General features: G+C 43.5%; 24 protein-coding genes. 3 read left to right on the top strand and 21 right to left on the bottom strand.

Annotation, left to right across the window (positions count from 1 at the left end; genetic code table 11):
- Window positions 1–380: 380 nt before the first annotated feature.
- From der to OPS28_RS05830, 20 genes are all read right to left on the bottom strand, one after another.
- Window positions 381–1,826, bottom strand: a complete 1,446-nt coding sequence (gene der, locus OPS28_RS05925; protein WP_265608540.1) for a ribosome biogenesis GTPase Der — start codon at window positions 1,824–1,826, stop codon at window positions 381–383.
- A gap of 123 nt (window positions 1,827–1,949) precedes the next feature.
- The gene (gene bamB / locus OPS28_RS05920; protein ID WP_265608539.1) at window positions 1,950–3,197 is read right to left on the bottom strand and encodes an outer membrane protein assembly factor BamB; all 1,248 of its coding nucleotides are present in this window, start codon (window positions 3,195–3,197) and stop codon (window positions 1,950–1,952) included.
- A 14-nt stretch (window positions 3,198–3,211) separates the two neighbouring features.
- Window positions 3,212–3,835: a YfgM family protein gene (locus OPS28_RS05915; RefSeq protein WP_265608538.1), complete on the bottom strand. Its 624-nt coding sequence runs from the start codon at window positions 3,833–3,835 to the stop codon at window positions 3,212–3,214.
- Between the two features lie 73 nt (window positions 3,836–3,908).
- Complete coding sequence (hisS, locus tag OPS28_RS05910) at window positions 3,909–5,192, bottom strand: histidine--tRNA ligase (protein WP_265608537.1); 1,284 nt, start codon at window positions 5,190–5,192, stop codon at window positions 3,909–3,911.
- Window positions 5,193–5,285: 93 nt separating this feature from the next.
- A complete protein-coding gene (ispG, locus tag OPS28_RS05905; RefSeq protein ID WP_265608536.1) occupies window positions 5,286–6,404 on the bottom strand; it encodes a flavodoxin-dependent (E)-4-hydroxy-3-methylbut-2-enyl-diphosphate synthase in 1,119 nt (372 codons plus the stop codon).
- Window positions 6,405–6,412: 8 nt separating this feature from the next.
- A complete protein-coding gene (locus tag OPS28_RS05900; RefSeq protein WP_265608535.1) occupies window positions 6,413–7,387 on the bottom strand; it encodes a RodZ domain-containing protein in 975 nt (324 codons plus the stop codon).
- A gap of 13 nt (window positions 7,388–7,400) precedes the next feature.
- On the bottom strand, window positions 7,401–8,558 hold the full coding sequence (pilW, locus tag OPS28_RS05895) for a type IV pilus biogenesis/stability protein PilW (RefSeq protein WP_265608534.1): 1,158 nt from the start codon (window positions 8,556–8,558) through the stop codon (window positions 7,401–7,403).
- Window positions 8,559–8,580: 22 nt separating this feature from the next.
- Complete coding sequence (locus OPS28_RS05890) at window positions 8,581–9,699, bottom strand: bifunctional tRNA (adenosine(37)-C2)-methyltransferase TrmG/ribosomal RNA large subunit methyltransferase RlmN (protein ID WP_265608533.1); 1,119 nt, start codon at window positions 9,697–9,699, stop codon at window positions 8,581–8,583.
- Between the two features lie 103 nt (window positions 9,700–9,802).
- Window positions 9,803–10,234, bottom strand: a complete 432-nt coding sequence (ndk, locus tag OPS28_RS05885; RefSeq protein ID WP_265608532.1) for a nucleoside-diphosphate kinase — start codon at window positions 10,232–10,234, stop codon at window positions 9,803–9,805.
- Window positions 10,235–10,326: 92 nt separating this feature from the next.
- Entirely contained in the window at window positions 10,327–10,740 is a 414-nt protein-coding gene (locus OPS28_RS05880; protein WP_265608531.1) for a SufE family protein, read from the bottom strand.
- A 12-nt stretch (window positions 10,741–10,752) separates the two neighbouring features.
- Window positions 10,753–11,283, bottom strand: coding sequence for a putative Fe-S cluster assembly protein SufT (gene sufT / locus OPS28_RS05875; RefSeq protein ID WP_265608530.1), 531 nt, complete (start codon window positions 11,281–11,283; stop codon window positions 10,753–10,755).
- Window positions 11,284–11,291: 8 nt separating this feature from the next.
- A complete protein-coding gene (locus OPS28_RS05870) occupies window positions 11,292–11,648 on the bottom strand; it encodes a HesB/IscA family protein (protein ID WP_265608529.1) in 357 nt (118 codons plus the stop codon).
- A 10-nt stretch (window positions 11,649–11,658) separates the two neighbouring features.
- Window positions 11,659–12,876, bottom strand: a complete 1,218-nt coding sequence (locus OPS28_RS05865; RefSeq protein WP_265608528.1) for an aminotransferase class V-fold PLP-dependent enzyme — start codon at window positions 12,874–12,876, stop codon at window positions 11,659–11,661.
- Window positions 12,873–14,132 (bottom strand): SufB/SufD family protein, encoded by a 1,260-nt coding sequence (locus OPS28_RS05860; protein ID WP_265608527.1) that lies wholly within the window; start codon window positions 14,130–14,132, stop codon window positions 12,873–12,875. The genes OPS28_RS05865 and OPS28_RS05860 overlap by 4 nt, the downstream gene beginning before the upstream one ends.
- Complete coding sequence (gene sufC, locus OPS28_RS05855; RefSeq protein WP_265608526.1) at window positions 14,129–14,890, bottom strand: Fe-S cluster assembly ATPase SufC; 762 nt, start codon at window positions 14,888–14,890, stop codon at window positions 14,129–14,131. Before sufC ends, OPS28_RS05860 begins: the two co-directional genes overlap by 4 nt.
- A gap of 3 nt (window positions 14,891–14,893) precedes the next feature.
- Complete coding sequence (gene sufB / locus OPS28_RS05850; RefSeq protein ID WP_265608525.1) at window positions 14,894–16,330, bottom strand: Fe-S cluster assembly protein SufB; 1,437 nt, start codon at window positions 16,328–16,330, stop codon at window positions 14,894–14,896.
- Between the two features lie 270 nt (window positions 16,331–16,600).
- On the bottom strand, window positions 16,601–17,767 hold the full coding sequence (locus OPS28_RS05845; RefSeq protein ID WP_265608524.1) for an IscS subfamily cysteine desulfurase: 1,167 nt from the start codon (window positions 17,765–17,767) through the stop codon (window positions 16,601–16,603).
- A complete protein-coding gene (gene iscR / locus OPS28_RS05840; RefSeq protein ID WP_265608523.1) occupies window positions 17,768–18,250 on the bottom strand; it encodes a Fe-S cluster assembly transcriptional regulator IscR in 483 nt (160 codons plus the stop codon).
- A 312-nt stretch (window positions 18,251–18,562) separates the two neighbouring features.
- Entirely contained in the window at window positions 18,563–19,456 is an 894-nt protein-coding gene (locus tag OPS28_RS05835; protein ID WP_265608522.1) for a GIY-YIG nuclease family protein, read from the bottom strand.
- A gap of 180 nt (window positions 19,457–19,636) precedes the next feature.
- Window positions 19,637–19,981, bottom strand: coding sequence for a hypothetical protein (locus tag OPS28_RS05830; RefSeq protein WP_265608521.1), 345 nt, complete (start codon window positions 19,979–19,981; stop codon window positions 19,637–19,639).
- 868 nt (window positions 19,982–20,849) lie between these two features.
- Here OPS28_RS05830 and OPS28_RS05825 point away from each other — a divergent pair.
- Window positions 20,850–22,085, top strand: coding sequence for a DUF418 domain-containing protein (locus OPS28_RS05825; protein ID WP_265608520.1), 1,236 nt, complete (start codon window positions 20,850–20,852; stop codon window positions 22,083–22,085).
- A 16-nt stretch (window positions 22,086–22,101) separates the two neighbouring features.
- Here OPS28_RS05825 and OPS28_RS05820 read toward each other — a convergent pair whose 3' ends face one another.
- A complete protein-coding gene (locus tag OPS28_RS05820) occupies window positions 22,102–22,773 on the bottom strand; it encodes a YceH family protein (RefSeq protein ID WP_265608519.1) in 672 nt (223 codons plus the stop codon).
- Window positions 22,774–23,222: 449 nt separating this feature from the next.
- On the opposite strand from OPS28_RS05820, the gene cspE reads away from it, so the two are divergent.
- On the top strand, window positions 23,223–23,435 hold the full coding sequence (cspE, locus tag OPS28_RS05815) for a transcription antiterminator/RNA stability regulator CspE (RefSeq protein WP_265608518.1): 213 nt from the start codon (window positions 23,223–23,225) through the stop codon (window positions 23,433–23,435).
- A gap of 934 nt (window positions 23,436–24,369) precedes the next feature.
- A complete protein-coding gene (locus OPS28_RS05810) occupies window positions 24,370–25,059 on the top strand; it encodes a TVP38/TMEM64 family protein (protein WP_265608517.1) in 690 nt (229 codons plus the stop codon).
- The last annotated feature ends 76 nt before the right edge of the window (window positions 25,060–25,135 follow it).

The raw sequence follows: 25,135 nt of genomic DNA, 5'->3' as shown, positions 1-25,135 counted from the left end.
TAATCCATTGTCATACCTTAACCCACTCGTCATCCCGATGAAAATCGGGACCCCATAGCCTGTTATCGTGAACGCAAATAATCAAAATAGCTTAGGTTGACACAAATGGTTATCGCCTCGTTCGAGGCGATAACACCACCTACGTCATTCCCGCGCAGGCGGGAACCTTTCAAGCAGGACGAGGGAGTTTATGAAAAGTGTTTATTTGGACTCTCTGTAGCACGAAGAAGATCGCCTCGTTCGAGGCGATGACGAAGTTGCCTGGCGATGACGAAGTTGCCCGGCGATGGCGAAGTTGCCCGGCGATGGCGAAGGTGAGCGGCGGTAACGAAGGTAAACCGCGATGGCGAAGTGGAAGAAAGTGACGGTAAAAATCGCCGTCACTTTTTCTTATTGTGGAAAGCCATCATGCGCTTGCGTTTACGTTGTTGTGCTAACGTAAGTTGATTTTTTTTACCCTCGAACGGATTACTTCCTTCACGGAATTCAATACGAATCGGCGTGCCCATTACATTAAGCGACTTTCTGAAATAGTTCATTAAATACCGTTTGTACGCGTTAGATAAGTCATCTACCTGATTACCGTGGATGACAATAACAGGTGGGTTATAGCCTCCTGCATGAGCATATTTCATCTTAACTCTGCGGCCACGAACTAAAGGAGGTTGATGATCTTGCTGTGCCATTTCCATAATTTGAGTCAGCATGGCGGTATTAATACGTTTAGTGGCACTTTCGTAAGCTTCGTTTACTGATTCAAATAAATTCCCTACACCTGTCCCATGTAATGCAGAAATAAAATGTAGACGGGCAAAGTCGATAAAACCTAAACGTCTATCAAGCTCGCGTTTGATTTCATCTTTAACATCTGTTTTGAGACCATCCCACTTGTTTACCGCTAGCACTAACGAACGTCCTGAGTTTAAAACAAAACCTAATAAGCTTAAATCTTGGTCAGTTATCCCTTCACGTGCATCAATAACTAATAAGACGACGTTGGCCTCTTCAATTGCCTGCAAGGTTTTTACAATAGAAAACTTCTCAATAGCTTCGGTTACTTTGCCGCGTTTTCTAACCCCGGCTGTATCTATCAAAACGTATTCGCGATCGTCACGGGTTAGCGGGATAAAGACGCTATCACGGGTGGTGCCAGGCATATCGTAAACCACTACCCTGTCTTCGCCCAATATCCGATTGGTTAAAGTAGATTTACCTACATTAGGTTTACCTACAATAGCAAGTTTAATAGGTAAGTCCTGTAATCGCTGCAACTGCGCTTCAGCGTCTTCTTCTTCCTGCTGAACCTTAGGTGAGACCTGCATATCAGGGAATTGGTTTTTCAGGGGTTCCAGCGCTAAATCCATTAACTGGCTTACCCCACGGCCGTGTGCCGCAGCAATTTGGTTTACGTCACCAATACCTAAACGATAAAAATCGGCGCTTTCACTATGTCCGTCAATGCCATCAACCTTGTTTGCTACAACTAGAACTTTTTTTCCTGTCCTGCGCAAGTGGTCCGCAATGCCTTGATCTGCGGGTAAAAGGCCGGCCCTTGCGTCCAAAAGAAACAATACTACATCAGCTTCTTCTATAGCTAATAAAGACTGATGCGCCATTTTGGCATCAATTCCTTCTTCGTCGCCCGTGATACCACCTGTATCAACCACAATAAATTGTTTTTGTTCAAACATCGCCTGACCGTATTTACGATCACGAGTAAGACCCGGAAAATCGGCAACCAGTGCATCACGGGTATTGGTTAAACGATTAAATAATGTCGACTTACCGACATTTGGCCTTCCTACTAGTGCAACAACAGGCAACATGAAAGCATTCCTAATGACAATTTATTAAAAAAACACAGGCCGCAAAGAGTTGCGGCCAGTAAAGTACCTTTTGGTATAAGTATAAGCAGTGTGCGTAAACTTTGTTAGAGATTTACATGCTATTTATTTTGAAGCAATTGCGGCCACTTTGCCTTCGCGGGTCACCGCGATAATATTACCCTCAACCGTAAGCGGCGATACATATATAGATTCGTCTTCATCGTCGCCGCCTAGCGAATACCTAGCTACGATTTTACCCGTTTCTTGTTCTAACCAATGTAGGAAGCCCCATTTATCGCCAACAACGATATAATCTTCAATAGGTTCAGCTTCGGTAACTGAGCGATGCTTCAAACTATTTTGCGACCATAGTTCAACACCATTTCGGCGATCCAATGCGTAAATATGAGAGTTGTTATCCACCACGAAGATTTGGTTTCCACTTAAGGTCAGGTTTCTGTAAGAAGCATATTCACGCTTCCAGATAACACGTCCACTACGTAGCTCAACTGCCGCGAGCGTTCCGTTATAAGCAATAGAGTAAACGATACCACCGTACAAAAGAGGAGAAGAATCAATATCGACAATACGTTCCAGCTCAGTTGCTCCCGCCGGGGTGGTCACTGCTGTCTCCCAGGCAATAATTCCTGATTCAAGAATATTAACCTGTAACTTGCCAGTTGGCGTGCCAATAATGGCCCCCCCACTAGCTGCCGTAGGAGCAGATATACCGCGTAGAGTTAATGGAGGAACATCTGACTCACTGCGCCACTTTTGCTCACCAGTGCGAGCGTCAAGACCAAATAATACGCCCGCTCCTGTGTTAACCAGTAAGACGCCCTCTGCTATGGCTGGTGGAGCTAACACTTCACCTGATACGGTTGTCTGCCATGCTAACGCGCCATCTTCCTGCTGCAGCGCAATCACACCGCCATCTTCAGTGCCGATAAAAAGCATATTATCGGCCGCGGACAGACCTGCAAGTTTGGCTGACTCACCGCTAGACCAAAGTCGACTAATCGAATCCATCATTCCTTCGTCGTTAAACTTGGCGAAATTCTTTTTCCACAAGACTTTACCGGATAGCGGATTCAACGCTGCAACTTCCCCACGGCGGGCTGCGACAAACACCTTATTATTATCATATACAGGACGAAGGCGGGAAAAGTAATCTTCGACACCGTCTCCAATTTCCTGCTCCCATACAACGGTAGGGGTAAACTTCTCTTCAATGGGTGTAAGCTTCCTGATTTCTAATTCTTCCTCATCAGCAAACCAGTCTGAAATGGTAGAACAGCCAGAAAGCAGTAAAGATAAAGATAACAGCCCTGCTACGCTTAATTTCTTGTTACTATTAGCAGTTAAAAACATGAAGACCGCCTCTTTTATTCTGCGTTACCAGCAACCGAAAGATTATCCAGTTTTATTTGAATCAAAGGGTTATTCCCTGCGGCAGCTAGTGCGCGAGTGTATGCTTCTTTCGCTTTTTCTACATCACCCTGACGTGCGTAGACATCCCCTTTAATTTCATCAACTTGGGCAGCAAAACTATCTAAGTTTACTTTATCCAAAGACGCCAGAGCATCTTCGGTTTTTCCCATTTCCAACTGCACTCGGGCTAATCTGATTGAAGCTACCGCAGCTAAGTTAGCATCGTCGGCTTCATTTACGACCCTTTGTAGTTGCTCTTCAGCTTCAGAAAAATCATTCGCATCAACGGCTTTCTGCGCTGCCACTAGTCCAGCAATATTCGCATAGCCTGAATCTGCATTATTTTGAATAAAGGTATCCAGCTGTTCTGTACTTTGTATATCATCCTGGGCTTCTACTACTTTTTGATAAGCAGCAGACGCTTCCTCTTTTGCAGCAAGCTGACTATCACTATAATAACGCCAACCCCATAAACCGCCTAAACCAATCACTGCTCCGACTACGATTGCTATGCCGTTTTCTTTCCAGAATTTTTTAATCGCCTCTACTTGTTGTTCTTCGGTGGCGTACTGTTCCATCTTTTTACCTCTAATGCATTAATTCACGTATTGTCATCCCCTGGCGACATATTAGCAGGGGTATAACATAAAATTATTTAACTTCGATAAGGGTGGCGATTGTAGCCGCCAAATTATCGAACTCCACGGTTTGTTGAGATTGTTCTAATCTAAGTGGTTTAAGTGTTGCCGTACGATTAGTGATTTCCTCACTTCCCAGAATCAAGGCTACTTTCGCCCCCGACTTATCAGCACGTTTAAGTTGCTTTTTCATATTTCCACCGCCGCAATGCATCATCAACTTGCACTGAGGTAGCTCGTCTCGCAACGATTCGGCCAGGTTTAATGCGGTCGCTTCCGCTTCCTGACCTAACGCACAAACATAAACATCTGCCGCAGCGTGTTCGAACGCGCTCCCTTGCAACGTTTCAAGCAATAACACCAATCGCTCAAGACCCAAGGCAAACCCTACGGCTGGCGAGGGTTTACCACCAAGCTGCTCAACCAGACCATCATAACGACCGCCTGCACATACCGTCCCCTGAGCCCCCAAGCTATCAGTTACCCACTCAAAAACAGTACGGTTATAATAATCTAGGCCGCGTACCAAGCGTGGGTTAACCTCGTATTGGATACCCGCCTGGCTTAATCGTTCACACAATTGTGAAAAATGTTCTTTCGAGTCCACATCAAGGCAATCAAGCAACGAGGGCGCATCCGCTAAAACCGATTGTACTTGGGGATTTTTGCTATCCAAAACCCTTAATGGATTTGTCGTCATACGGCGACGGCTATCTTCGTCAAGCTTATCTTCGTGTTTTGTTAAAAACGCTACCAAGGCATCGCGATATGCTTGACGGGCTTCATTAGAGCCCAGCGAATTTATCTGCAACTTAACATGCTCGGACATGCCAAAAACTTTCCACAACCTGGCGCTGAGCAATATCACTTCTACGTCAATATCTGGCCCGTCTAACCCATAGACCTCTACACCAAATTGATGGAACTGTCGATAGCGACCTTTCTGAGGCCGCTCATGTCTGAACATCGGTCCCATATACCACAGACGTTGCTGCTGGTTATAGAACAAACCGTGCTCGTTACCCGCTCGGACACAACTTGCCGTACCTTCAGGTCGCAGGGTCAGGCTATCACCGTTGCGATCTTCAAAGGTATACATTTCTTTTTCAACGATATCAGTAACTTCACCAATAGATCGTTTAAATAAGTCAGTGCTTTCTACAATTGGAGTGCGTATCTCCTGATAACCGTAATTGGCGACAACCTGACGGATTGTCTCTTCGACGCGGTTCCATGCACCTGACATTTGCGGCAAGCAATCGTTCATGCCGCGAATCGCTTGAATGGTTTTAGCCACCTTGCACTCTCATACTGACAAATAAAAGCCCCGTATTATAGGGGCTTTACGTTTAAACAACAATCACTGCATTACCACAGTGCACCTAATTTTCTACTCTTTAACTTCAACGGGTATTTTATTGTTTTCGTTTAATTGCGCGGCCTTAGCGCGAATACGCTTTTCCAGTTGGTCGACGAGATCATCATTGGCTAGACGTTCTCGCTGACGTTTGCCGTCCAAATAGAAGCCGCTCATGTTTCGCGCACCTGTCAAACCTAAATCAGACACTTCTGCTTCGCCAGGCCCATTAACTACACAACCAATTATGGAAACGTCCATTGGAGTTAGAATATCTTCCAACCTTTGCTCCAGCGCGTTTACCGTGCCGATAACATCGAACTCTTGTCGCGAACAGCTGGGACAAGCAATAAAATTGATACCACGTGCGCGAATACGAAGGGATTTTAAAATATCAAAACCCACTTTTATTTCTTCCACCGGGTCGGCTGCAAGTGAGATACGTAGGGTATCGCCTATTCCTTCTGCGAGCAGCATACCCAAACCGACAGAACTTTTCACAGATCCTGCACGTAGTCCCCCTGCTTCAGTTATGCCAAGATGCAAGGGCTGATTAATTTCTTTGGCTAACCGACGGTACGCGCCTACGGCTAAAAATACGTCTGAAGCTTTAACACTGACTTTGAATTGATCGAAATTTAACTTATCCAGAATATCTACATGGCGCATAGCTGATTCAACTAATGCTTCAGGAGTAGGTTCGCCATATTTTTCCTGTAGGTCGCGCTCCAGGGACCCCCCGTTTACCCCTATCCGGATAGGAATTTTTTTATCTTTAGCACAATCGACTACAGCTCTTACCCGTTCAATATTGCCGATGTTACCTGGATTGATGCGAAGACAGTCCGCCCCGTATTCAGCCACTTTTAAGGCAATACGGTAATCAAAATGAATATCCGCAATGACGGGTATGGAAACTTGTTGTCGGATAAGTTTAAAAGCTTCTGCCGCATCCATAGTAGGAACTGATACCCGGACCAGCTCACCACCAACAGCCTGAATACGCTTAATCTGACTGACGGTGGCTTCAACATCAGTAGTTTGGGTATTGGTCATGGACTGAACGGCGATAGGGGCACCATCACCAATAGGTACATTGCCAACATAAATTCGAGTCGATTGACGACGTTTAATGGGACTTTCTGCGAACATGAAAATTCCTAGTAAGGTAACTTAATACGGGCCGTGCGACCATTCTGATAAAAAGAAATGTCTACGGGCTCGCCATTATACCTGATACTCACCTCATCTGGAGCACCTAATGTGATATCAAATGGGGGGATACCGTTAACTGTCATAACACGGCCAGCGTCTTTAACCCCATACGCTATCGCTTCCCCTGTAGAATCTTTAATATTTACCCAACAATCCTCGCCAAAGGTAAATTCTAATGATGCCGTTTTTCCAGTTTCCGTTTGTTCCGCTAATTCTTTGCTATCATCCTCTGTAACGCCACTGTTTTGCCGAGGGTTATCCTGTCTATCGGCCACGTCTACATTGCTGTTTTCAGACTCCTTTTCATCAGGCAGGGGAAACCTGTCTTGGGTAATCTGTGTGGTATTATCTTGGGCCGCTTCAATACTCTGCTCGGTCGAATTTTGGAGAGTATCAGATTGCCGATTAAACGTGTCTTCATTGATCGGTATCTGTTGGAACGTTTCTTCACTGTCGGTAGGAGGAACCGACAGGGTTTGATTAGCATCTTCAATCAGTGAATCATCGTTAGATTGCTGATACCACCACCCTACTACACCAGCAATAATTAGGAACAAGATAACGTACGTTACCATCATCCAGCGATCATCATGGGCCTGTTTGTTCACTTTTTTTGAAAAACTTTGAAAATGGGCTTGAGGTGCCGGCGCTGCATGTAGTTTTTCAAATTCAGCGATCACAGCTTTATCATCAAGACCAACATGTTTAGCGTACATTTTCACATAACCTTTGGTAAAGGTTATGGATATTCGTGGATCAACTTTATCGTTCTCAATGTCGTCTACGCTTTGCGGTTTAATGAACAACTTGTCAGCAATGTCCTGTTGACTCAAACCTTGCTGTTCCCGTGCAGATTTAAGCATCATACCGGGACTGGGACGAGATGGCTTGTCTTGTTCTTGTTGTTCTTCTATTTCCATAAGCCCTACTTAATTATTGGTGTTGTTGTTCTGGTGGAACTAACCATAAACGCGTGCCCGTTTTGAGAACAGCTGAATCGTCGAGTTGATTCCACTTTTGAAGTGTAGACATTTTCAAATTATACAACAGTGAAATACGGTACAGATTTTCCTTAGTCTGAACAATATGGAAAGGCGGATTTTTTTGCGAAAGTGTATTTTCAGGTTTATCTTGTAAGGGTACCGTTTGATTCCTCACCGATTCGATAGACGTGTCTTCGGTTTCAACTGCTTTTTCAGTTTTAGGCTCTTTCATCTCCGATTGAGCAACGTCCCTTTGTGTTTCCTCTGAATGATTGGTTTCAGATTCGTTGACCAAATCATTAAGTTTTGAAGAGGTCTTTTTACGGGTGACTTCTATTTGGGGCCTTACCCAGTTATCCTTTTGCTCTTTATAGACTTTCGCTTGCGCACTTTGTGGAAACATAGTCATTAGCATGTCTCCATAACCCTTTGCGGTATGATAATCTTTTAGCCCTTCTGCCACCTTAACCTGCAACCATAGCGATTCAGCTGATACCCGCGCTACCCGTTCATATTTGCGCAAGCTGGCTCTAGCTTTTGCCCACTGCGCGTTGTCAATATAAAGTTCAGTGAGTAAAAACAGGCTTTTAGCCCGGGAAGGTTGATGATTCAGAGCACTTTGCAAATAGGCAACAGCCGCTTCTGTGCGCCCTTGTTCCTGCGCACAAAGTGCCATATTTTCGTAGGTCTCTGCCGCGTTAGCATATTGGCGATTATTCAACGCACTTTCGAAGTATTCATTTGCGTCCTCGTATCGCTTAAGTTGGCAAAGAAAGGCACCGTAACTGTTTGCGATATCTGCATTACGCGGAGCTAATTGCAGCGCATTTGAATATGATTCATCCGCGCGTTGGGTTTCACCTACCAGTTGATAATAATACGCAAGCGAGTAATGCGTATCCGCTAGCCTCGGAGCATATTGCAATGCTTGATCAAGATTGGCTTTCGCTTGAGAGTAATTACCATTTTTCAAATAGGTCAGACCTAGCGAAATACGCGTTTTAGCCGCTCTTTCCTGATCAAACTCGTCGCCAATATAGTCGCCTGGCTGAGTTTGGCTTACACATCCTGTTACTATTAAGACTAAAGCTAAAACAACTTTGCGCATGCGCTATTCACTCTTGTTATCGTTATGAGCTCATTTTTACCGAAATGGCTTCGCCCTTCATCTGCTTTTTTAACATTCTTTTAGTACGATCTACAACATCACCCACTAATTGACCACACGCTGCATCAATATCGTCACCGCGTGTTTTACGCACTACCACAGTATACCCATATTCCATCAACACTTTAGCAAAACGATCAATTCGCGAATTACTCGAGCAGGTATAAGGAGAACCTGGATATGGATTAAAAGGAATAAGATTAATTTTGCTAGGCGTTTCTTGCAATACCTTAGCAAGCTCATGAGCTTGATCCGTACTGTCATTGATGTGAGAAAGCATCACATACTCGACGGTTACTTTGCCCTGATTGGCCTTTGATTTAGATAAGTAACGACGAACTCCAGCTAAGAACTCCTGAATGTTGTACTTCTTATTTACTGGCACAATTTCATCACGCAACTCGTCATTAGGAGCATGGAGAGAAATGGCGAGTGCAACATCGATTTGGTCACCAAGTTTATCGAGCGCTGGCACCACACCGGATGTACTTAACGTTACCCGACGTTTGGACAAACCGAAGCCAAAATCATCCAACATTAAATCCATCGCTGGGACTACGTTTTTGAGGTTGAGTAACGGTTCACCCATCCCCATCATCACAACGTTGGTAATAGGGCGCTTGCTGGTGTCTTTTGATAATCCCAGATGAGTAGCTACCCGCCAAACCTGACCAATAATTTCGCTAACACTTAAGTTTCGGTTAAAGCCTTGTTGGGCTGTTGAACAGAACGTGCATTCAAGTGCACAGCCAACCTGAGATGATACGCACAATGTTGCGCGATCACTCTCTGGTATCCAGACCGATTCAACTTCCTGCCCCCCCGCTAGGGCCAAAGCGAATTTGATTGTACCGTCACTGGCTTCTTGAAAATATGCAATTTCCGGAGCGACAATTTCACAGTGCTCTTCAAGTTTTTCACGTAGTCCTTTATTAAGGTTACTCATTTCGGCAAAGTCACTAACCCCCTGCTGATAGATCCATTTCATCACCTGATCGGCGCGGAACGGCTTTTCGCCAATCTCATTAAAAAACTCACGCATCATTGTGCGATTGAGATTTAGCAGGTTTGTTTTTGTCATGATTTGACCTTTAAAAATAACACTTAATAAAATAGCCTGTTACCAAGCCTAGTACGCAAAAAGGGAGCGTCAGCTCCCTTCCTTGTTAACTGTCAGTAGACGATTAACGTGTGCGAGGGCAAATTTCTTCGTCTGAGAAGAAATACGCGATTTCACGTGCTGCAGATTCAGGCGCATCTGAACCGTGGACTGCATTTTCGTCAATAGATACTGCGTAATCTGCACGTAACGTACCCGCAGCCGCTTCCGCTGGGTTAGTTGCGCCCATGATTTCACGATTTTTAACAACCGCATTCTCACCTTCAAGAACCTGCACCATGACTGGACCCGATGTCATGAAATCAACCAGTGCACCAAAGAAAGGACGCTCTTTGTGTTCTGCGTAGAAGCCTTCGGCTTGTTCTTTGCTCATGTGAATCATTTTAGATGCAACAATGCGCAAACCGGCAGATTCAAAACGGTTGTAGATTGCGCCAATAACGTTTTTTGCTACCGCATCTGGCTTAATAATAGAAAATGTACGCTCAAGAGCCATCTTTTCTGTCTCCGTAAACTAATCGAATAAATTTGGGCGCGAATTATAGGCAATTCTTACTCAATTGACCAGAGGGGAATCGCAATCAACTACTAATGAACGGCGTTTCTGGCTAACCCGTTGATTTTCGCAACGATAGCACGCAAACCATTCCCACGGGTTGGGGTAATATGCCGTTCCAGATCCAGTTCTTCAAAATACGCGTCGATATCGAAATCCAGGATCTGTACAGGCGTTTTATCGTTGTACGCCGCCAGAACTAACGCTAAAAGGCCTTGTACAATTACCGCATCACTGTCCACGTCAAACAGTAATTTTCCATCCTTACTTCGTGCAACCATCCACACCTGACTTTGACAGCCTTTAACTAAGCGGTCCGCTGTGCGTTCCTCTTCTGGTAATCCGGGTAGAGCTTTTCCCAAATCGATGATGTATTGGTAGCGTTGCTCCCAATCATCAAAGAAGGCTAAATCATCAATAATTTCCTGACTACTTGGTAACTGCATGGGTAACCTTCTTTAAAAAAATAATCCCGCTTCAAGCTGAGCTTCTTCGCTCATCATATCCCGCGACCACGGCGGGTCAAACACTAATTCTACGTTGACTTTGTCAACGTTAGGCACCATCCCGACTCGGTATTCAACATCACCTACCAACACCGGACCCATACCACATCCCGGCGCAGTGAGTGTCATGTCAATGTTAACAGTGTTCGTCGATTGCTCAATGGCCACGTTATAAATCAAACCGAGCGACACTAAGTTAATCGGAATTTCGGGATCAAATATGGTTTCTAGCGCTTCCCACACCTGTTTTTCGTCGATGGTATTATCATCGGTAGCAGAAAAGTTCAGTACTTGCGGTTTACGCCCTATCGCATCCGCATCCGTACCATCTATACGATACATATTGCCACGCCAGGTGACGGTGTAATTGCCACCGAGATCCTGGGTAATGTTGACGAACTCTCCCTCAGGGATCTTTACAATATTACCTGCTGGTACTAAGCGCGCAGTACATTCGCGCTCAGTAGTGACCATTTTCTGCATTGAATAACTCAGCTTATATTAAAACTTTCACCACAACCGCATTCATCAACTACATTTGGATTGTTGTACTTGATTACACCGTTAACACCTTCCATAACGTAATCAATTTCAGTATTTTTTACTAATGGCAAGGCATCTTTTGAAATGGCAACGGTCAAGTTAGAATTAACACTCAATATTTCATCATCAGCCTTTGCTGAATCAGCGAGATCCAGTACGTAGGCGTAACCCGTGCATCCACTTACCTTAGTAGATAGCCGGACGATTTTATCTTGATGTGTTTTAAGTTTACTTTCGAAATGTTTAACCGCAGCATCGGTTAGTGTAATAACCGACGTTGGCGGCACAAATGTTTCTACAGACATACTACCTCCCTTAAGCCAGCATGGTTTGCGCTTTTTTCAACGCGATGAAAAAAGCTTCAACTTCTTCAATAGTGTTATAAATGGAAAACGAAGCGCGCGCAGTCCCGGGTATCTTTAACCGCTTCATTAACGGTTGTGCACAGTTGTCTCCGGTACGAATTGCAATACCTTGGCGATCTAAAATAAAACCTATATCAGCAGGATGAGTGCCTTCTAATAAAAAGCTCATAATGCCGACTTTGTTCGTCGCAGTACCTATTAATCGCATACCAGGCATATCTGCAGCCAGCTCAATGGCGCGAGCCAATAAGGCTTTTTCATGGGTCTGAACAGCCTGTTGATCTAAATCGGCAAACCAATCAATCGCAGCAGCCATACCAATTGCACCCGAAATATTCGGCGTACCCGCTTCTAAACGGTTTGGTAGTGCGCCGAAAGTGGTGCTTTGATATTCTACGTCGGCTATCATTTCGCCGCCAGTTTGCCATACCGGCCAATCTTCTAATACCGCTTTGCGCCCCCACAAGCAGCCAATACCCGTGGGGCCAAACAGCTTGTGACCAGAAAATGAATAAAAATCGCACCCAATAGCTTGCACATCTACACCACCATGGGCAATACCCTGCGCGCCATCTATAGACACTAATGCGCCGACATTCTTAGCCATGAGGGTAAGCTCTTCGATAGGATTAATTGTGCCTAATGCATTGGAAACATGAGGAAAAGCTACCAACTTTGTAGCACTGTTTAGAGCGCTTTCATACGCCCTCAAGTCAAGCTCTCCCGCTTCATTAATGGGGATTACCACCAGCTTCGCTCCAGCTTTAATGCACGCTTGCTGCCAGGTAACCAAATTAGCATGATGTTCCATTTCGGTGATCACCACTTGATCACCGGTTCCCAACTGCTGCATCAACCCATGCGCAATAATATTCAACGACTCTGTTGTACCGCTGGTCCAAATAACTTCTTCTTTTACAGCGGCGTTGATAAAATTTGCCACCGATGTTCTTGCGTTTTCATAACGACGAGTGGCTTCATCAGACAAATAATGCGACCCCCGATGTACGTTAGCATTATAGGTAGAGTAATACTCGACCAAGGCATCGATGACTACTTGCGGCTTTTGCGTTGTGGCAGCGTTATCAAGATAAACCAGCGGCTTACCGTCAATTTGGGTTTTTAAAATGGGAAACTGTTCACGCAGCGCTGAGATATTTAAGCTCATTTTACTTCCATTCGAGCAAAACGTTCGCTCAGCTGAGGCAATAACCATTGTGCAATTGCTTCATTTGGAATGTCGTTTACCAGTTCACGAATAAAACCAAAATTCAGCATAACCATGGCACGTTGACGTGAAATACCACGACTAAGTAGATAAAAGAGCTCACTACCTTCAATTTCAGCTACCGTAGCACCATGCGCACATTTAACATCATCTGCGTAAATTTCCAGTTCTGGTTTTGTATTTATCATTGCACGACGAGATAGTAACAAGTTACGGTTATTCATCTCAGCCAGCGTTTTTTGGGCATCGCGATGAATATGAATTCGACCATTAAATACTGCTCGCGCACCGTCACCGATGATACCTCGGGCATTTTCTTCAGACGTGCCATTAGGCTTTGCATGTTCAATGCAGGTATGAAGGTCGAACATTTCACCTTCTGCCAATAAATAAATCGCATTAAGTTTTGCGAACGCATTTTCAGCAGCATGCCAGATATCTATATCCAGGCGGGATAGCGGACTGCCGTAGCCAACTACCGTACTGTTTAGGTTAGCAGCTTCACCCAACTTAAAGTGACTACCGCCTACAGCTTTGGCATTAACGGTATAAAACGCGAAACGATAGTGCTCAAGACATGCATGGTCGCCAATGGAGTATTCAGCCATCGCAGTATTCATACTGTCATGCTCACCCTGCCCCAACTCCATGACTTTTGCTTTAGAATTATTGCCGAGTTTGATCAATGCCCGAGTATGATTATCAGAATCAACAGAGGATAGGTTAATTAATCGAATAACCGAGGAAATTTCAATGTTATCAGCTACATCTATCATTACGCCCTGACGACTTAATGCATCGTTAACCTGACCGAACACGTGCCTTTCTGGCTTTATCCGACCAAACAGGGTTTGAATATCTTCTTGCTGTTGAGCGTTTGCACCGGCAAACGAGACAATGCGCAAACCTTCAGGCAGCGTCAACGCAGCCAAATCGGTCGTCAATTCACCATTCGTGAACACAATGTCAATTGCGTCTAGACCGGTGATTTCTGGAGCTGAAACGACCGTATCTGCTTTTGCTTGTGTAAAAGCACGATCCTTTAACGGTGCAAGGGATGTAAAGCGCCATTGTTCAGCACGCTGACTTGGCCAGCCTGCTTGTTGTAACTTGGAAACGGCCTGCTGACGCGCAGGTGCAAGAAAATCCTGATTCCCTTGCGCTACATCAATGACCTTTTCTAGCCATTGACTCATGCAGTCTCTCCTTCGTATTTTTTACCTAAAAAACCATAACCACTCTTTTCAACTTCTAGCGCTAGAGAGGCATCGCCACTTTTGACAATTTTTCCTTCAGCAAGAATATGTACATAGTCTGGTTTGATGTAATCAAGCAAACGCTGATAGTGAGTAACAACAATAAAACTGCGCTCGCCGTCGCGCTGAGAATTTACACCATCTGCAACTACTTGCAAGGCATCGACATCCAAACCTGAGTCTGATTCGTCCAAAATACAAAGAGTTGGTTCAAGCAAAATCATCTGCATGATTTCGTTACGTTTCTTCTCGCCGCCGGAAAAGCCTTCGTTCACACCGCGTTTTAAAAAATCAAGTGGTAGCTGTACCTGCTTGCACGCTTCTTTAGCTTTTTTCAAAAACTCGGCAGCCGTAAGTGACTCCTGGCCACGCTGTTCACGCACCGCATTCACAGACTCTTTCATAAACTCCATATTGCTTACGCCTGGAATCTCAACAGGATATTGGAATGCCAGGAACATGCCTTCGCGGGCCCGCTCTTCAATTTCCATTTCCATTAAATCTTTGCCATTTAATGTGGCTTCGCCTTCCGATACTGAATACCCTTCACGACCAGACAATACATAACCTAAAGTTGATTTACCGGCCCCGTTTGGTCCCATAATGGCATGAACTTCACCAGCTTTAACCTCCAGATTCAGCCCACGAATAATGTCTTTATCTTCGACGCTGGCGTGTAAATTTTTAATTGATAACATCGTTTACCCCACTGAACCTTCAAGGCTGATTTCCAATAACTTGCCCGCTTCTACAGCAAATTCCATTGGTAATTCTTTAAATACTTCTTTACAGAAGCCATTCACTATCATCGACACCGCTTTTTCTGGATCTAAACCGCGTTGCTGACATAAAAACATTTGGTCGTCACTTACTTTTGACGTCGTCGCTTCGTGCTCCACAATGGCTGTGGGATTGCGACTCTCGATATACGGAAAAGTATGTGCGCCGCACTTGTCACCAATTAATAACGAATCACACTGGGTGAAGTTACGCGCGCCATCTGACTTCGGTCCCATTTTTACTAAGCCTCGGTAAGCATTGTTACTTTTACCCGCAGATATTCCTTTAGAAATGATGGTCGAGCGGGTATTTTTGCCCATGTGGATCATTTTGGTGCCAGTATCGGCTTGCTGCGCGCCACGAGTGAGCGCGACCGAATAGAATTCGCCTACGCTATTGTCGCCTTTAAGTACACAGCTTGGGTATTTCCAGGTTATTGCAGAACCAGTTTCAACTTGCGTCCATGAGATCTTGGCATTGGTATGACAAATACCCCGCTTAGTCACGAAGTTATATATACCACCCTTACCTTCTTCGTCACCCGGATACCAGTTTTGGACCGTGGAATACTTAATGGTGGCATTATCCATCGCCACTAGTTCAACCACTGCGGCGTGCAACTGATTTTCGTCACGCTGTGGGGCTGTACACCCTTCAAGATATGAAACGTAACTGCCTTCATCAGCAACAATGAGCGTTCGCTCAAACTGCCCCGTATTTTGCTCGTTGATTCTGAAGTAGGTTGACAACTCCATAGGGCAACGCACGCCCTTTGGAATATAAACAAACGAGCCATCGGTAAATACGGCGCAGTTAAGCGCTGCATAGTAGTTGTCGGTGCGAGGCACTACTGAGCCGATATATTTTTTAATTAAATCTGGAAATCTATGCAATGCTTCTGAAATCGGACAAAAGATAACGCCTGCTTTTTCCAGCTTTTCGCGAAAAGTGGTCACTACTGACACAGAATCAAATACTGCATCCACAGCCACCCCAGCCAACATTTCCTGCTCATGCAATGGAATACCTAACTTTTCGTAGGTACGCAATAATTCCGGATCTACCTCATCTAAAGACTGAGGCTTGTCCTTCATACTTTTAGGCGCTGAATAATAAGAAATCGCCTGAAAGTCGATTTTCGGATAATTGACGTGAGCCCAATCCGGTTCTTCCATTTTAAGCCACGCACGATAGGCTTTTAGACGCCATTCCAGCATCCACTCTGGCTCGTTTTTCATTTCCGAAAGACGACGGATGACGGATTCGTCCAGGCCGTTTTCGAAAGTTTCTGCTTCGATTTCGGAATAGAAACCGGCTTCATACTTCCGTGATAGTGCCTGTTCGATCTGTTCACTCATGTTAGGATCTCACTTACTTTAATTTGCCTGTTATGCCGATGTTATTTTCCGCCTTTACGGTGAGGCGAATACGACCATATCGTTTTGGCGCGTTTTTACATCGTGGAAATATAATTCAATTGTATAATACTTGACTAATTCACTCAAGTATTAGCGCTTATGCTGTATCGCGAACGGATACTCGCCGCATAGAGGATGAAGTCACTAGCGGCGCGGATTTTGCCGTATTTGGCGTTATTTTTCAATGATTGATAGTGTTTAAAGCAGACATTAGGCCGCCGAGTGCCGAAGCTTACCGACCACGTCAGCCACACGCTGCACGGTATACTCAACATCTTCATCAGTAGTAAACCTTCCTACAGTAAATCGGATACCACTTAACGCTAACTCTTCGCTACGGCCTATTGCAATCAATACGTAAGATGGTGCTATATTCGCAGAGTTGCAGGCCGAGCCTGATGAAACTGCGATTTCATTACCTAATGCGCGGGTCAGCATCTCCCCCTCGATATCAGCAAAACTGACATTCAGGTTGGTGTAAATGCGTTTTTCAGGATGGCCATTGAGAACTACACCACCCAACTGTAATAACCCATTGAGGAGCTTTTCACGTAGCCCGTATAAACGCTCGGTTTCGGGCTTTAATTTTAGCCCAGCGATGTGACACGCCTCACCCATACCTACTATTTGATGTGTGGCTAGCGTACCTGAACGCATCCCCCGTTCATGACCACCGCCGTGAATTTGTGCCACCAGCTCTACTTTCGGTCGACGACGCACATAGAGGGCCCCTATGCCTTTAGGTCCATATATTTTATGTGCAGAAAATGACATCAAATCCACAGGTAGGGACGACAAATCGAGAGGTAACTTGCCTAAGCTCTGTGCCGCGTCAACGTGGAAGAGTATTTTACGTTCCCGACATAATTGGCCAATCGCTTCAATATCCTGGATCACGCCAATTTCGTTATTGACGTGCATAACCGAGACTAAGATGGTGTCATCACGAAGAGCGTTTTTTACCTGTCCAACACTGACCAACCCTTCTTCGTCAACGGGTAGGTAAGTCACTTCAAAACCCTGCTCTTCAAGGTATGCACACGTATCCAGCACAGCCTTATGCTCAGTATTTAGGGTTACGATATGTCTACCCTTATCTGCATGGCGTTGAGCTATGCCCTTAATGGCAAGATTGTCGGATTCAGTAGCACCTGAGGTGAAAACAATCTCACGAGGGTCGCAATTAAGCAAATCAGCAATTTGTCCACGGGCAATATCTACCGCTTCTTCGGCCATCCAACCATAGCGATAGGTGCGCGATGCCGGGTTAGCAAAGTTACCTTCTAATGTGAGACATTCCGCCATTTTGGCCGCTACCGCAGGATCAACCGGCGTCGTCGCTGCGTAGTCTAAATATATAGGAGGTTTAGGTGCCATTTATAAAATCACACTTAGAATTTCAGAATTCAGTTTAGCTTTAGTAGACATTTTATTTTGTCTACCAGCCACTTCTTGGACTTCGCGCTGCGCCATTAACTCACCTAATGAGATGCCGTTTAAGAATAAGCTGATACGATCACTCAAATCCTGCCATAAGCTATGGGTCAAGCAGCGTTCACCGCCCTGACAATCTGCCATGCCCTGACAACGGGTGGCGTCCACACTTTCATCTACTGCGCGAATGACCTGCCCAACCGCTATTTCGCTGGCATCCCGGCCAAGCCTATAGCCCCCGCCTGGCCCGCGCACACTCGCTACCAACTTCTCTTTACGCAAACGAGCGAATAGCTGCTCTAAATAAGATAAGGAAATTTCCTGACGTTCTGAGATATCAGCTAACGGAACTGGGCCTTTTGCTGAGTGTAACGCCACGTCAAGCATAGCTGTAACCGCATAGCGCCCTTTAGAAGTCAGTTTCATGAGGAATACCCAAATAATTGCAACGGGTAAAAATTTTTTCATACCTGAGTAAATTGGTCAAGTATTCGAGGTGATTTAAGATTGAAAAGTGCTGTCGTTTCCATACCAAGCAGAAATAGTTTCTACCTAGTCTGCGATTAAAGTGGGTGGATATCGTAGGTTTAAACGCCACTATATATTTAAGCTGATTAAATTTTCACTTCAGAGAGTGACATTTACAGACTCTCGATTTAGTTTTTACAATAAATATAAATATTGAAATTTGAACAACTCGTGTCTGTTGTCCTATAAATACATATCCCTATCCAGTAATCAAAACAAATCATTAAGCTCATTTGCATTCACAAGTTTTTCATAGGTAGTATACCGTGTGCTTTGCATGGCTCCAGTTTTGGCTGACCCATAAACAATGGGTTTTAGTACCTGAGCTGAACCTTTAAAGTTGATTTTATACTTGCCTCCATCACCATAAGGCTCAATTGACTCTACTTCAGCAACATGTGTTACCTCTGATACAGGTGCGGTTTGGTAAGCCGCAATATATTTAATATCTTTTAATTTCCCACCAGAAATCCGGACTGCGTACCAGCAGTTTTCACCAAGAAAAACTTTTTGAAACCCTTCATCTTGAGCAGGAACAATAATTGTATCTTGTATATTAAAATGTAAAGAAGACTCTTTATCATACACATCAATTTTTTCAGGCTTATTAAAAACTTGAACGTGTATAAGGGGAAGAATACTTAAAAGTTCGTTAAGGAACTCTCGCGTGTCCGACTTTTCAGATTCAGTTAAGGCTGGCTCGCTTGGTACCACCGAGTTATCCAGAACACATCTTCCAGCAGCGATTGCCTTTGATATTAGCGCCCACTCTATCCAAGTGATATGTCCGCGATTCAATCCATCATTACTGGATATAAATACGATTGCTTTATCCCAAAATGGTTTTTTGCTGTAATGAGACTCTATCCGACTTTTAACCCCGTCACCTTGGCCTACATAAACAGTTGGAATATCGTCAGATTGTTCGTACCCAATCAAAATGTAGATCCCTGTCTGCAGAAACTCTTTCCTATTTCGATACGTTGTCCATGCATCTCTAGATACTTCAATGCCCTTACCAGTCCAATTCATCTTATCTATTATTTTGAGGGAGCTTGGATTTCCACTGGGTACAAATAGGCGGATCGTATAGGGCTTTGACATCGTGCAAATTATTCCTTTAAAACAGATTATTTCATTTTTAATGGATGGTAATCGTATTTAAATATAAAAACAGTTAACACTACCTATTATCACGTTTAATTAATCAATTTCAATTATCCCAAGCTCCTTCCAGTGAAGTAACTAACACGTTAAACATAACAAGCGTAATTCTTTGTAAAATCAATGACCCAAAACGTCATTTAACATCGCTATCCGAATAAAGTTTTGTCTAATATATTCAAATATTTCACCACCTTCGCGCCAGCCCGCTGGATCTATATGGCCACTAGACATGCCTCCATGAGCGTATTTATCCACATAAAACCATTCATGCTCCTTAGGAGAATGTCCGGTAAAATCCTCAAATAATGTGTTTAGCTGCTCACCTAAGAATTCAATACAATCAGGTAGAGGAATTTTATTATTTATGGCATGTAGTCTAATGTCTTCCCACAAAAAAGGTTCTCCTCTTGCTCCCCACGTTCGAGGGGGCACTGCGAACAAATCCGCAAATTTTCTTTTCATACTTCCTCCTTACTAAACTACATAGTAACTTGAAACCGTCTCATGTTATTGGATTCGAATTGGTATTGGGTTATATCGTCATCTTGGAGTATATGAATGACCTGTTAGATAACTTCCTAAGGTAGGAGAACCATTCTTTTGGTTTTTCAATATTGCCAAGTCAGCCAGTTATTGCACAACTCCTAAAAATAGCCCCCTATTAACCATTACGCTGTAATTAACAAACGTACCTAGCAAAAGCTGGGGAGTCCATTCGTGGTAAATCTCGATTTTCGTCTATGTACTCGATACTTTATTCACGATAGCATATAGTCATATTTATAATAATCGCCATCCCGACAAAATTCGTCATCCCGATGAAAATCGGGACCTCCCTGTTTGTTCTAGAAAGCGCAAATTAATCACATTGCTTAAACGCATAGGATAAATTTCACTTCTGCTCTGCGGAGTAACGACGAAGATCGTGATTTTCATCACGATGACGATGTTTTTTAGTGTGCGTTAGCGCTCTGAAAATACTGAAATCCTTCATCCCGACAAAATTCGTCATCCCGATGAAAATCGGGACCTCCCTGTTTGTTCTAGAAAGCGCAAATTAATCCCATTGCCTAAACACATAGGATAAATTTCACTTCCGCTAAGTAACGAGGGAGATCGTGATTTTCATCACGATGACGACGTTTTTCAGTGTGCGTTAGCGCTCTGAAAATACTGAAATCCTTCATCCCGATGACGGTGTTTTTTAGCTATATAAATTTACTTTTCACAGTCAGATAATTTGTTCGCAACACCTTGAAACAATTGAAGCCGTGCGCGTTTCTCTTCACAGGTTAATATAAGTCACTCTTACACGACAGGCGAAAATGGAATGTCAACCCAGCGAATTAACAATATCGACCTAATCCGGGGTATAGCACTCCTGGGATTGCCATTTATGAATATCATTGTTTTCGCTATGCCTTTTTCGGCCTATCTGAACCCTACTTCATATGACAGCGATGGTTTCTTAAATCATGCAACATTTATCTTCTTTCATTTATTCGCAGATATGAAATTCATGGGGCTTTTTTCTTTGCTCTTCGGCGCGAGCGTAATGTTGCTTGCAGATAAACTTGAAGCGAAGGGTAAATCTTCAGTGGCTATCCATTATTCCCGCGCATTTTGGTTATTGGTTATTGGCTTTTGCCATGCTTGGTTTATCTGGGAAGGAGATATATTGACGGTTTACGCCCTATGCAGTTTTCTATTATTCCCCTTTCGGTGTTTGCCTACTAAATGGATGTTATCTTTAGCCATTACGTTGTTGGCAGGCTCGGCCTACCTTTCGTCCCTTACTGATCTGGATGAGGCCCTGGACAATCATAATCGCGCAGCCGTGGAGGTGGTCTATAGTCCGTCTGAAGACCAAATCGCCAAATTAGAATCTATTTATAAAGGCGATTACGAGCGCGTTTCAACATTCACCCGAGAACAAAACTTTGGAGAAGAAGAAAGACCTGAAGATGTTGTGCTTATTCCACTTTCGTTTTCAGCGATACTGCATGCGTTTGGATTAATGATTTTAGGCATGGTGTTATATCGTATGGGTTGGCTCTCGGGCAAGTTGTCTCTGAGGCATTACCGTATTCAAGCAACAATCGGTCTTACGGTAGGGTTACCTGTAATCATTCTTGGGCTTGTTTACAACTATAGTAATCAATGGAATCTGGAAGCTTTTTTCTCCTACGGCATGCTGGCTAATAACTTGGGCTCTATTGCTGTAACGCTAGCCTATGTCGCATTGATTAGCCTTTGGTTTCAATCGAATCTTGCCAATAAACTTAAATACGCTATTCAGCTAGTTGGTCGCATGGCGCTAACCAATTACTTAATGCAATCGTTAATTTGCGCCTTCATCTTTTATGGGTATGGATTAGGTTGGTACGGTGAATTGAGTCGTATAGAATTATTACCAGTGGTTTTTGTTATCTGCGCTTTCCAAATCATATTTTCCACAATTTGGTTAAAACACTTCGCCCAAGGCCCAGGGGAATGGGTATGGCGTAGCTTGGCCTATATGAAGCCCGCTCGAATCAGGCATGAACGGGCTGTACAGGTTGAGTAGAGGTTAACCCTAAGAGCTAGCGTCCAATTAGCTCATCCAAGCTGCTTTGAAGGTGTGCTAATTGCGCTTGCATCTCCTTCACTTTCTGCTCCAGGATAGTTACTCGGTCTGATTCGGGGTTCTGATTAGTCGAATTAGCATAAGTCGTTTGCATTGTTTCTTTAGTTTCAATTGAGTCGCTATCAGCAAAGCAATGTTGATAGCGCGACTCCCGCTTACCCGGCTCACGCTCAAGCTTGACCACTAATTGTTCACCATTATGAGCTCTCAACGCTTCCAGCACTCGTTCAACTTCATCTACACTACTAAACTCGGCCAACCTGTTGGTGCGGGTCCTTAACTCTCCTGGCGTTTGTGGTCCACGGAGTAACAATACACAGATTACCGCGAGTTGTTGAGGATTCAGTTTTAGGTCGCCAAACTCGGTATTACAGAAACGGTGCTTGTACTTCACTACACGGCTTCCAAAACCGGTCTGCTCGGCTATTAGTTTTTTAGTCACCAGCTCGTCTACTGTGTTTATTACATCGGCTTCGCTTAAATTCATAACCGGCTCGCGGTTACTTTTTTGATTACAACCTGCGGTCAGACCATTTAAAGATAGGGGGTAGTGATCCGGTGTGGTTATTTCTTTCTCTAGCAATACACCGATTACACGAGCTTGTTTATCACTTAATTGTATTATCATAGAGGCCTCTGTGTGCCGTTTTTATTGCAAAAACAAATAGTACCACCATATTAAACCGCACCTATGGTTTAACTTTTTAAACACTATTGGTGAACTCCTTAGATTATCGACCCGCAATAGGAGCAGATTTGTCGAGGGTAGTTTGATTAGGTTGGATTTCTTTTGAGCAGGTTTATCGTTTTAAAACAACAATACTGCAACGATCTTCGTTCGAGATAAAAAGTTTATTTAAATAATAGTGTACATATCCTAATAACTCGCGTATTCTACTCTGGCTTTAGAAAAATAAAGCTTTATCTACTACTGCATTTTGCGTCTCTCTTTCTTCTTTTATTAATTTAAGTCGAACTTGTATATACATTTGCTTTACTGGTTAATGTCTTACTTGTTTTGTCTATCGCTTTCTTGGTGGCCTGCCACCTAATACTTATTAATAAAAGGTTTCAAATATGTCTAATTCAGTAAATGGCACAGTTAAATGGTTTAATGAAGATAAAGGTTTTGGTTTTCTAACGCCAAGCGAAGGTGGAAAAGATGTTTTCGTTCATTTCCGCTCAATCGTTGCAGAAGGCTATAAATCTTTATCTGAAGGCCAACAGGTACAGTTCGTAATCGAACAAGGTCAAAAAGGCCCGCAAGCAGCTAACGTTGTACCTTGCTAAGATTTTTATATTAAGGTCAGCCAATGCTGGCCTTTTTTTATTACCGTAAAACTCCCCTTGAACTTACCCCTCAGTAATTGTCTTACAGTACATTTCTAATAAAACAAAAGTATCAAAATATGATTTATACATTTAATGGTGTAAGTATTACTGCCACACCGCCAATCTCGTCCATTTCAGTCAATAAATTCTGCGTCGCATTTGACGACAGTAACGCTCCAAAACGCATTGACTTTCAGAACACAACTGAAAAAAAGAAGTTCCTAAACTGGTTACTTGCGATTTAGTAGCAGTAAGCTATCTACATTAATAATTTCAAAGATAAGGTTCCATAGGTTCGGCAAGGTCAATATTTAGCGGATACCCAACTCCCGTAAAGGGCGCCATTATCTTCTTACTAATTTGCTCTATTCCTTCTTTCTACCGCTTTCATTTCCCGGTACAGTAGACACCGCGGAAGGCCTGTCATGCTTAAAACACTTTAGTTAACGAAAAGTACACACATCTTTTGTCGTCGTAGTGCTTTTGCCACAGATATAGGTAGCCACCTTTTTATTTCTATCAGGTATTGCAGGCAACGTTCACGTTTGTCCAACAGGTAGCAGAGTAACCCGTTAGCTAGACTGAAAGCCTATTCAACGAACTCGTTTCCTTACTAGCACTTTTGCTCGCCTAGCCTTTCTTTTATCTCCTGAAACTTTATGGTTCCCCCTGCTATTACAAAACTTGGAGCTTGAATAAATACAGTTATTCCTTTCACTATAAAACATTACACAGGTGTAATCTTTTTTAGCATTGCGCGCTTATATTACCTAAAGGCTATTCGTGGTAGTAAAACAATAGGGTATGGAAAATTCGCTGCTGAAACTTTTTAGCACTCAAATGCCTAGTAAAAGAATGCCATGACCTACCGGTTTGTAATGAGGTACAGCGGATGAAATCCAATCATAAATCCCTCGTGAAGATAGCGATTATCTTTACTGTTCTAGCTATATCAGCCATCGTTTTGTGGAAGCTGATGGTGACTAGAGAGACAGTGCGTGAAGGTGTGAATTACATTACTTCTTTTGGCTTTTTAAGCTACTTCATTTTTGCTTTACTCTACGTCGTGCTAGCCTCGCTTAGTTTCCCCAGTTCCATATTTAATATCGCAGCAGGCGTGCTGTTTTCATTTTCCATTGGTTTAAGTATCGCGGTAATATCGGCGTTAACGGCATCTTGTATCACCTTTGCGATTTCGCGCTATATGTTGAAAGATTTTATTACCCATAAAATTGAAGCTACAGAAAAGGGTAAACAAGTACTCAAGGTAGTCGCCAAACACAGTGCTAAGTTTATCTTTATATTAAGGTTAAACCCTTTCATTCCCGCAGTGGTGAAAAACTACGGATTGGGTGTTACCCACGTGAAATTCTTAACCTATATATGGACGACCTTCTTAGGACAACTGCCCTTGGCCACTATGTATGTATATCTTGGTTGGATTGGTGGCCTAGCCATGATAGAAGAAGACAGTTCGCCTGATACCGCTCAGTGGTCTGTATTGGGAGCTGGTATTGTAATAAGTATTATTACGTTAGTATTTTCACATTTTTATATGAAAAAACACTTAGCCTCAGATTAAGATACTGTCGCTGCGCGCTAACTTTAGATCGATATCAGGTACGAAAATACGCTGAAATCATATAAAACACTGGAAT

This window comes from Alteromonas sp. ASW11-130 (genome assembly GCF_026183735.1).
Classification (GTDB): domain Bacteria; phylum Pseudomonadota; class Gammaproteobacteria; order Enterobacterales; family Alteromonadaceae; genus Alteromonas.
Note: the sequence above shows the minus strand (reverse complement) of the source record. Positions and strands in the feature narration are given on the sequence as shown.

Excerpts from the sequence above, each read along its gene's own strand:
- der (WP_265608540.1), bottom strand. The coding sequence starts at position 1,826 with ATGTTGCCTGTTGTTGCACTAGTAGGAAGGCCAAATGTCGGTAAGTCG.
- bamB (WP_265608539.1), bottom strand. The coding sequence starts at position 3,197 with ATGTTTTTAACTGCTAATAGTAACAAGAAATTAAGCGTAGCAGGGCTG.
- OPS28_RS05915 (WP_265608538.1), bottom strand. The coding sequence starts at position 3,835 with ATGGAACAGTACGCCACCGAAGAACAACAAGTAGAGGCGATTAAAAAA.
- ispG (WP_265608536.1), bottom strand. The coding sequence starts at position 6,404 with ATGTTCGCAGAAAGTCCCATTAAACGTCGTCAATCGACTCGAATTTAT.
- OPS28_RS05900 (WP_265608535.1), bottom strand. The coding sequence starts at position 7,387 with ATGGAAATAGAAGAACAACAAGAACAAGACAAGCCATCTCGTCCCAGT.
- pilW (WP_265608534.1), bottom strand. The coding sequence starts at position 8,558 with ATGCGCAAAGTTGTTTTAGCTTTAGTCTTAATAGTAACAGGATGTGTA.
- OPS28_RS05890 (WP_265608533.1), bottom strand. The coding sequence starts at position 9,699 with ATGACAAAAACAAACCTGCTAAATCTCAATCGCACAATGATGCGTGAG.
- ndk (WP_265608532.1), bottom strand. The coding sequence starts at position 10,234 with ATGGCTCTTGAGCGTACATTTTCTATTATTAAGCCAGATGCGGTAGCA.
- OPS28_RS05880 (WP_265608531.1), bottom strand. The coding sequence starts at position 10,740 with ATGCAGTTACCAAGTAGTCAGGAAATTATTGATGATTTAGCCTTCTTT.
- sufT (WP_265608530.1), bottom strand. The coding sequence starts at position 11,283 with ATGCAGAAAATGGTCACTACTGAGCGCGAATGTACTGCGCGCTTAGTA.
- OPS28_RS05870 (WP_265608529.1), bottom strand. The coding sequence starts at position 11,648 with ATGTCTGTAGAAACATTTGTGCCGCCAACGTCGGTTATTACACTAACC.
- OPS28_RS05865 (WP_265608528.1), bottom strand. The coding sequence starts at position 12,876 with ATGAGCTTAAATATCTCAGCGCTGCGTGAACAGTTTCCCATTTTAAAA.
- OPS28_RS05860 (WP_265608527.1), bottom strand. The coding sequence starts at position 14,132 with ATGAGTCAATGGCTAGAAAAGGTCATTGATGTAGCGCAAGGGAATCAG.
- sufC (WP_265608526.1), bottom strand. The coding sequence starts at position 14,890 with ATGTTATCAATTAAAAATTTACACGCCAGCGTCGAAGATAAAGACATT.
- sufB (WP_265608525.1), bottom strand. The coding sequence starts at position 16,330 with ATGAGTGAACAGATCGAACAGGCACTATCACGGAAGTATGAAGCCGGT.
- OPS28_RS05845 (WP_265608524.1), bottom strand. The coding sequence starts at position 17,767 with ATGGCACCTAAACCTCCTATATATTTAGACTACGCAGCGACGACGCCG.
- iscR (WP_265608523.1), bottom strand. The coding sequence starts at position 18,250 with ATGAAACTGACTTCTAAAGGGCGCTATGCGGTTACAGCTATGCTTGAC.
- OPS28_RS05835 (WP_265608522.1), bottom strand. The coding sequence starts at position 19,456 with ATGTCAAAGCCCTATACGATCCGCCTATTTGTACCCAGTGGAAATCCA.
- OPS28_RS05830 (WP_265608521.1), bottom strand. The coding sequence starts at position 19,981 with ATGAAAAGAAAATTTGCGGATTTGTTCGCAGTGCCCCCTCGAACGTGG.
- OPS28_RS05825 (WP_265608520.1), top strand. The coding sequence starts at position 20,850 with ATGTCAACCCAGCGAATTAACAATATCGACCTAATCCGGGGTATAGCA.
- OPS28_RS05820 (WP_265608519.1), bottom strand. The coding sequence starts at position 22,773 with ATGATAATACAATTAAGTGATAAACAAGCTCGTGTAATCGGTGTATTG.
- cspE (WP_265608518.1), top strand. The coding sequence starts at position 23,223 with ATGTCTAATTCAGTAAATGGCACAGTTAAATGGTTTAATGAAGATAAA.
- OPS28_RS05810 (WP_265608517.1), top strand. The coding sequence starts at position 24,370 with ATGAAATCCAATCATAAATCCCTCGTGAAGATAGCGATTATCTTTACT.